At 34.4% G+C, this 7098-nt stretch carries 11 protein-coding genes; 4 read left to right on the top strand and 7 right to left on the bottom strand.

The window, feature by feature from the left end; translation table 11 throughout:
* The 3 genes from BPMYX0001_RS33295 to BPMYX0001_RS21175 all read right to left on the bottom strand — a co-directional run.
* Positions 1-190: hypothetical protein (locus BPMYX0001_RS33295; protein WP_033799191.1), on the bottom strand; the 190-nt coding region annotated here is incomplete at its 3' end.
* 747 nt (positions 191-937) lie between these two features.
* Entirely contained in the window at positions 938-1417 is a 480-nt protein-coding gene (gene mutTA / locus BPMYX0001_RS21180; protein ID WP_003202680.1) for an antimutator 8-oxo-(dGTP/GTP)ase, read from the bottom strand.
* An 85-nt stretch (positions 1418-1502) separates the two neighbouring features.
* Positions 1503-1820: an HAD family hydrolase gene (locus BPMYX0001_RS21175; protein WP_018764600.1), complete on the bottom strand. Its 318-nt coding sequence runs from the start codon at positions 1818-1820 to the stop codon at positions 1503-1505.
* A 108-nt stretch (positions 1821-1928) separates the two neighbouring features.
* Here BPMYX0001_RS21175 and ytzI point away from each other — a divergent pair, with 108 nt between their 5' ends.
* Genes ytzI through BPMYX0001_RS21155 form a run of 4 tightly spaced genes read left to right on the top strand, consistent with a single transcriptional unit; the run spans position 1929 to position 2822 of the window.
* A complete protein-coding gene (gene ytzI / locus BPMYX0001_RS21170; protein ID WP_018782064.1) occupies positions 1929-2078 on the top strand; it encodes a YtzI protein in 150 nt (49 codons plus the stop codon).
* 1 nt (position 2079) lies between these two features.
* Positions 2080-2310 (top strand): DUF3953 domain-containing protein, encoded by a 231-nt coding sequence (locus tag BPMYX0001_RS21165; RefSeq protein WP_029427341.1) that lies wholly within the window; start codon positions 2080-2082, stop codon positions 2308-2310.
* Positions 2311-2337: 27 nt separating this feature from the next.
* The gene (locus BPMYX0001_RS21160) at positions 2338-2568 is read left to right on the top strand and encodes a DUF3953 domain-containing protein (protein ID WP_018764603.1); all 231 of its coding nucleotides are present in this window, start codon (positions 2338-2340) and stop codon (positions 2566-2568) included.
* Positions 2569-2594: 26 nt separating this feature from the next.
* Positions 2595-2822, top strand: a complete 228-nt coding sequence (locus tag BPMYX0001_RS21155) for a DUF3953 domain-containing protein (protein ID WP_018764604.1) — start codon at positions 2595-2597, stop codon at positions 2820-2822.
* Positions 2823-2913: 91 nt separating this feature from the next.
* On the opposite strand, the gene BPMYX0001_RS21150 is transcribed toward BPMYX0001_RS21155, so the two are convergent.
* The 4 genes from BPMYX0001_RS21150 to galT all read right to left on the bottom strand — a co-directional run bounded on the left by BPMYX0001_RS21150 (position 2914) and on the right by galT (position 7034).
* Complete coding sequence (locus BPMYX0001_RS21150) at positions 2914-3336, bottom strand: DUF5412 domain-containing protein (RefSeq protein ID WP_006096355.1); 423 nt, start codon at positions 3334-3336, stop codon at positions 2914-2916.
* 135 nt (positions 3337-3471) lie between these two features.
* A complete protein-coding gene (locus BPMYX0001_RS21145; RefSeq protein ID WP_003208869.1) occupies positions 3472-4461 on the bottom strand; it encodes a LacI family DNA-binding transcriptional regulator in 990 nt (329 codons plus the stop codon).
* 24 nt (positions 4462-4485) lie between these two features.
* On the bottom strand, positions 4486-5532 hold the full coding sequence (locus tag BPMYX0001_RS21140) for an aldose epimerase family protein (RefSeq protein ID WP_033799190.1): 1047 nt from the start codon (positions 5530-5532) through the stop codon (positions 4486-4488).
* A complete protein-coding gene (gene galT, locus BPMYX0001_RS21135; protein ID WP_087944638.1) occupies positions 5529-7034 on the bottom strand; it encodes a UDP-glucose--hexose-1-phosphate uridylyltransferase in 1506 nt (501 codons plus the stop codon). The genes BPMYX0001_RS21140 and galT overlap by 4 nt, the downstream gene beginning before the upstream one ends.
* Between the last annotated feature and the right edge of the window lie 64 nt (positions 7035-7098).

Here is a 7098-nt window from a genome sequence, read left to right as displayed (position 1 = left end):
CAGTACTAATTTCTTGTTCTTGCTTCTTTTGCTCGGGTAGTAATTGATTGCCCTGTTTAGATTGTTTTTGTTGCTCAGTACTAATTTTTTGTTCCAAAGGTAGCTGTTCATTCTCTGTTTCAGCCAAAGCTTGCATTGGGCTAAGCACATAGCCTAATGTTAAAACAGCTACTGCAGTTTTCTTCAACATGTGTAGTTCACCTTTCCTTATCCACTTGATTTAAAAATATAAAGATCTAATTCTAGCAAGATAATTAAAAACTCAACATTTGATTTCTATAAACATATTAAATCAAAAAAAAGCAGCCCCCAAACTAAAAGGCCCTATGTAGCGCGATATGACTACATAGGGCCTTTTAGTTTGGAGATTGCCATAAGTCAAGTTCTCAAAATCCACTAGGATTAGGTGTTACTATACACTAATTTTCATAATTCAATTTAACTCTAATGTTATAATATCAACATTCTAAATGCAATTAAAAAGATAAATTTTCCTTTTTAAGTTTTTGTTAACTGAATAATATTAAGACAATATATTATTCAGTTAATCCAGTGAGTTTTTGATTGCATGTAATAGTATTAGTTATAACTCTGTGTGTTTTTATTGCATATATGTACGGTGTATACTCATACGCACAAACCTTCTTTTTATGTTAATGTTCCTTAAATCATTTTTTTATTATAGGATTCGAACGAGTGAAGCATTTTACAGGGGAGCCAGAAAAAAATTAATTTATTTTTATGAAATAGCTATTTTGTCTTCCTCTTATATAAATTTACTCTATGATACATATCGTGAGTTTGTTTCTATCTTTTTTAACACTCCATATAAGTTTTTCCATGAATATATATCGGTAGCACTACATTACAAGCACTCTGCCGGAATATATACCGAAGGAACAAATATAATTTTAATAACAAAAAGAACCCGGCCCCTTTACTTCGTAAAACAGCCGAGTTCTTCTATATGTTTCATCGTACGCGCTAATACATCGTCACGCATAATAAAGCTAAATTTCCTGTCAGTTTTAATGTTATCCGGGATTTCTTTTAATAGAACAGACCCTTTTGTCTCTTCATAGTGCGTATGTTCTTCTACTGCACTAATTGTTGCGAAATAAATGTTTTTAATGATTATTTTGTCTTTTCCAGATACTTTGTATTGTCCTAAGTAAGTTAAATCAGAAACAATACCACCGGTTTCTTCATGAACCTCTCGAACTGCCGCTTCTTCCGGTGTTTCCCCCAGCTCCACCTTGCCACCTGGAAATTCAAGACCGCGGCGCAAATGATGCGTTAATAACCATTGATCCCCGTACCGGCATACAACCCAAACATGCTTTGGCTCAGGAGAAAATGGGTAACGTTCAAACGATAATTGTACAGTGTTGTGGTAATAATCTTTAAATTTGTACATGCCATTACTCCCCTATAGATGGTTACAAGTTTTTCCTACCACAAATTGTAGCACAATTCTCATTCATATGCATAATGTTATCCAACTACAATCCATTGATTATTCCCATTTGCGCGACTAATTCTTTCGTTTCATGATTCCCTAAATCATAAATCATCTTATAGGCTTTCTGCAGTTGTTCATCATACCGGTCATTATTCGAATCATGATGATACTCAACATACGGAACGTGCGAACGTACAAAAGAGCCAAGATCTTCACGATACGCTTGATCGAAGTATTCCCGAAGCTGGGTAATTTCCTCATCATTCGCCTGGATTTCAAAGCTATATGTATCTGCCGTTTTCACCTGCGAAATCTGACCATTTCCTACTGATATATAGTAAGTTTTCTTATTATCCATATAACACCCTTCTTTCACCCTTTTACTTTCTATTGTTTTCAACAATTACAAAATTATGTAAAACGAAGTTTCATTTAATGGTAAAATTAAGAAAAGGAGGGGAACTGGATGTTAAAAATACTAATCATCGGCGTCATTATTGTCATTCTCGTGTTGGTTCTCTCTGTGCTGACAATTAATAAAGGTTATTCATATAAACATTCGGTTGATAAACCAGAGGATAATCCTTATCTAACAAATAAAAAGGAGAATCAATAATATGCTTCGTATACTCCGCCTCTTAACTGCTTTCATTGTCATTATCGTATCCTTATACAGTCTATTTACACAGAATGATTCATTTCTTACACTCTCACAATTTTTCGTAGGAGCCTTAATGTTCATAATCGCGATTGAACAAATACAAAAGAAAGACCCAAGCACAGGTTTGACCTGTATGGTAGCAGGAATTTTTGTGTGGGCTGTTCTCGCAGTAAAGTATATTATGTAACGACTATTTTCTTACGGAGGGATTAATATGCTAAAAATCGCTCGAATTACATTTGCACTCATTGCACTCGCTTTGTCTATCTATAGTTTTATCACAGATAACAGAGGCATTATACTGTATATGTTCATTGCTTTAGGTTTAATGTCTTTCACTATGAGCATCGAGGAATTACGTGAACAAAAGAAAGTAAGCGGAACAATGTGTTTTCTAGTTGGAGCTATCGTTTTATTCATCGCTATATCAGAATTGCTCCGCTAATATAAATTTTCAAAGGAGAGAATGAAATGCTGACTGGATTACGTATTTTCTTCCTACTACTGACACTTGTTCTTTTAGGCTATTACCATTTTACCAAAACTGATGTACTCCCTTACATGCAGCTCTCACTCGCATGTATGTTCATTATCATGGGCATTTCTGAAATGAAAGCGCGGAGAAAAACATTAGGGATTGCTTCTTTTTTGGTTTCTGGTTTTATCTTCTTCATTGTAATTTCTATACTTTTACGATGAAAAGCTAAAAGCCATCTTCCCACTTAATGTAGAAAAGATAGCCCTTTTCGTTACTCTTGTGCTTTATTTGATCAAAGTAGTTCTATCCCATTTATTGAACAAACTGTTTTGGATATTCTTTTATATGCTTATCATCCTCACGCCAATCATAAGTTTCTTTCTTTGAAATATCTAACGCTCGATCTCCAATTCTAACTCTATCTTTATCTATCCATTCAATGTGTGGATCTGTATCTGGATAGTTCCAATATACATTTTTGGCAGAATTGGAACTAAGGTTAACTAATTCTCCTCTAACAGCATCTGCACTTAATGATCCGGCGTTATGAAAATAAGTTTTTATAGCATGTTTTCCATCTGGAGATTTCACAGTTCGAATCAATTCTCCTTTCGGAACGCCTTGCAAACTAAAAAACTTCCAATATCCGAAGCCAATGATCATTACTAGCGCAATAAATAATACCAATGCTACTTTTCTCTTGGTTTTTTTGATTTGAATTTTTGCATCGTTCACTCAATCATCCCCTATAATCTTGAATATAATCCTTTTAAACCCATATTACACCACACACTAACCCATTAATATACCCCCATAAAAAGAAACTCCTGTTTCAATAAGCAGGAGTTTCTTTTTTCATTTATTCATTTACTAAAAACTACTTTTCCTAATGTTTAATTTCGTTGACAAAATTACCTTTTTAGCTACATTCCGTCCTGAAAATCTTTCCATTAATAAATCTACTGCTGTTTCTCCCATAAGCCCCGTATATACTTTCACTGTACTGAGCGCAGGAGAAAGATACTGAGAAATACTGAGATCATTTACACCAATTATATTTACTCTTTCTGGAACAGGAATCTCACATTCATGTAATGCCCGCAAACATCCGATTGCCATAGCATCATTTCCAACAAAAAAAGCCGTCGGTAACTGATCCTGCTGCTCTTCTATCGCCTGCTTCATTAATAAATAACCATCGTTTACTGAAAACTGACCCGTGTATATATACTTTTCACAAAATAATTCTTTTTCCTTTATATATTTTATAAAGGCACGTTCCCTTGGATCTTCAATTTCAGAAGTCTGATCTTTAAATGTTTCCCGTCCTCCTATGTATCCAATCTTTTGATGTTCCTTTTCTATTAAATGATCAATCACCTTCATGGTTACCTTTTCAAAATCTACCACAACCGCATCAAAAATATCTTCATTTGGAGAATAATCTACAAATACAATGTTTTTTGTTATCGTTTCAAATAAACCTATTTCTCGTTCACTAAATTTCCCTATTGCAATCATGCCTTGAATGTTTTCTTGCATCAACTCTTCCATTTGGCTATGAAAAAGTTTTACAATTTTCAAACCTTGCTGTTCACATCTTTTTTCTATTCCTAAACGAATGGACATATAATATAAATCGTTAAGCTCTTCTTCTTCTGTATACCAATGAACCAAAGTAATTTTCGGCAATTCTTTTTTACGCTTTGTACGCTTCTTATAAGAAAACTCCTCTGCTGCCTCAAATATCCTCTTCTTCGTTCCATCACTGACAGAAAGCAATGGATCATTATTTAACACCCGAGAAACAGTAGCAATGGATACGCCTGCCTTCTCTGCTATATCTTTAATCGTTGCCATACCTGATTCACCTGCTCTTCTCAATTATTCAATCCGAAACGTATATTTCGTTGAGGAGGAGAATAATTGATTTTTATTTAAAATATAAGAAGGGAAATTCGGATGATGAATGGCATCAGGCAATCCTTGCGTTTCTAGACAAAGCCCTAAATACTTTTTGGATTGTACCCCACATATTTCAAAATCACCTGGTAATTGGTTTCCTGTGTACAAAACTACCCCAACTTCATCTGTTTCCACAACTAATTTGCGACCACTTTCTTCATCCCATAATATGATTTCCTGGTCGCAGTTGCTATTCAAAAGAAAAGGATGATCATATCCTTTTCCTACTAATTCATTTTGATAATAGCGAGAATATACTCCCTCTTTTATTTGCCTTCCTGCTCGGAAATCGAAGGGCGTATCTATTACATCCAATATTTCACCCGTTGGTAATAATTGCTCGTTTAATTCTAGAAATTGATCACTACTCATTTTTAAAGTATGCTGTAAGACATCCCGTTTTAAATTACCACTTAAGTTAAAATACGTATGATTTGTTACGTTTAATATGGTCGTTTTATCTGACTGCGCTTCATAACGAATCAAAAATTCATTCGCGTTATTTAATGTATAGATCACTTTTACATGTACAGTTCCTGGATATCCTTCTTCTCCGTTAGGGCTAGTATAAGTAAATTCAATTCCATTTTCCTTCTCATTTCCTATTATTTTAGCATCCCAAACGATATAACTAAATCCTTTTAAACCACCATGAAGGTGATTGTCTTGATCGTTTTTTACTAGCGTATATGTGTTGCCATCCAACTCAAATTGAGCACCTTTGATTCTACCAGCCACTCTTCCTACAACTGCTCCAAAGTATGGAGAATATCTCTCATAGTTTTCTAATTCTTCAAAACCTAAAACGATATTTTCATAATTTCCTTTCCTATCAGGAGTAATGATTTTTGTAATCACACAACCGTAATTTAAACACGTAACTTCTATATCATTGTCATTTTTTAATGTATAAGCGTACACATCTTCTCCATTTACTTTACCAAATACATTTTGAAAGGCTTTCATATCCCTATCTTCCGCTCCTCTAAACTTTGTATAAAACGTTTAAATGCAGCTATTCCTTCATCGTTTCGTTTGAAAACCCCAGCATCTTCTAATGCCCTTAAAAATTTAGCCGCTAACTCTTTTTGAACAATATGGTGAATATCCTCTTCATTCGCTTCCTTTTTATACCGCTCTCTCAGTTGTTCTGCCCATCGTTTGTGATATTCCGCTACACAATTGTCTTTATACAATATATATCGTTCTACCTCTTGTAGTTCTAATTTCAGCCTTGCTGGAAGTACAGCTAATCCCATCACTTCAATTAAACCGACGTTTTCCTTCTTAATATGTTGTACATCCTGATGCGGATGAAAGATACCAAAGGGATACTTCTCACTTGTACGATTATTTCGTAATACGAGGTCCAACTCATACTGTTCATTTCGCTTGCGAGCAATAGGCGTAATCGTATTATGTGGCACACCGTCTGTATGTGCATAAATATGAACAGATGAATCGCTATATTGCTTCCATTTCCCCAAAATGTAATCTGCCACATTTACTAATAAATTCGAATCCTTACCTTTTAAGCGAATAACAGACATGGGCCATTTCACTACTGAACATTGAACCCCTGGGAATCTATCCAATTTAAATGCATAATCATCTGCTGCTTTTGCCATCGCAAATTCATATTTACCACCTTGATAATGATCATGTGATAAAATAGACCCGCCTACAATAGGTAAATCAGCATTGGAGCCAATAAAATAATGAGGGAACCGTTTCACAAAAGAAAGTAATCTTCCGAAAGCTTGGCAATTTATTTCCATATTCCGATGCGTTTCTGCTAGCACAATGCAATGTTCGTTATAGTACACATAAGGAGAATATTGTAAGTACCATCGCTCTCCTAATAATTCCGTTCGAATCATTCTATGGTTAGAGCGTGCTGGATGGCCAATTCTGCCCACATATCCTTCATTTTCAATACAAAGCAAACATTTCGGATAATCCGTATTTTGTATTACGTTTTCGTTTTCAATTTCCTTTGGATCTTTTTCCGGTTTAGATAAATTGATGGTAATGTCCAATTCTCCATACTCTGTATTAGCTTTATAAGTAATATTTTTTTGAACACGCTTCGTTTGAATATAGTTGCTTATTTGACTTAATTCATAAAAATAATTAGTTGCATATTCTGGATGGCACTCATAATGTTGATAGAAACATTGATTAATAGTCGATGGTTTTGACATGAAGCAGTTCATAATTTGATTCGCTAATATTTCTCTATTGTGAGAATGACCATCAATAATTCCTTGTTCACTGGCATACTGAACTAAATCTTCTAGTAAATCTGTTATTTCTTTTTCTTCCGCTTTACTTTCTTGCATTTCAAAACGCTCTAAATGAAGAAGGTGAAGAATTTGATTTCTTATATAAATTCCATCTTCTCTTTCGATAAACCGAAGTGAACATGCCCGTTTTATAAGTTGCTCAATGACTTGATAAACATTCATGATACTTTCCCTCCGCTGAATCGTTATATCCATTCGGATTATTTTCATACCCATCCTAAACATC

The organism is Bacillus pseudomycoides DSM 12442 (genome assembly GCF_000161455.1).
Lineage (GTDB): Bacteria > Bacillota > Bacilli > Bacillales > Bacillaceae_G > Bacillus_A > Bacillus_A pseudomycoides.
Note: the sequence above shows the minus strand (reverse complement) of the source record. Positions and strands in the feature narration are given on the sequence as shown.

Bases quoted from the DNA above. Each gene is read 5' to 3' on its own strand.
- mutTA (WP_003202680.1), bottom strand. From the start codon at position 1,417: ATGTACAAATTTAAAGATTATTACCACAACACTGTACAATTATCGTTT.
- BPMYX0001_RS21175 (WP_018764600.1), bottom strand. From the start codon at position 1,820: ATGGATAATAAGAAAACTTACTATATATCAGTAGGAAATGGTCAGATT.
- ytzI (WP_018782064.1), top strand. From the start codon at position 1,929: ATGTTAAAAATACTAATCATCGGCGTCATTATTGTCATTCTCGTGTTG.
- BPMYX0001_RS21165 (WP_029427341.1), top strand. From the start codon at position 2,080: ATGCTTCGTATACTCCGCCTCTTAACTGCTTTCATTGTCATTATCGTA.
- BPMYX0001_RS21160 (WP_018764603.1), top strand. From the start codon at position 2,338: ATGCTAAAAATCGCTCGAATTACATTTGCACTCATTGCACTCGCTTTG.
- BPMYX0001_RS21155 (WP_018764604.1), top strand. From the start codon at position 2,595: ATGCTGACTGGATTACGTATTTTCTTCCTACTACTGACACTTGTTCTT.
- BPMYX0001_RS21145 (WP_003208869.1), bottom strand. From the start codon at position 4,461: ATGGCAACGATTAAAGATATAGCAGAGAAGGCAGGCGTATCCATTGCT.
- BPMYX0001_RS21140 (WP_033799190.1), bottom strand. From the start codon at position 5,532: ATGAAAGCCTTTCAAAATGTATTTGGTAAAGTAAATGGAGAAGATGTG.
- galT (WP_087944638.1), bottom strand. From the start codon at position 7,034: ATGAATGTTTATCAAGTCATTGAGCAACTTATAAAACGGGCATGTTCA.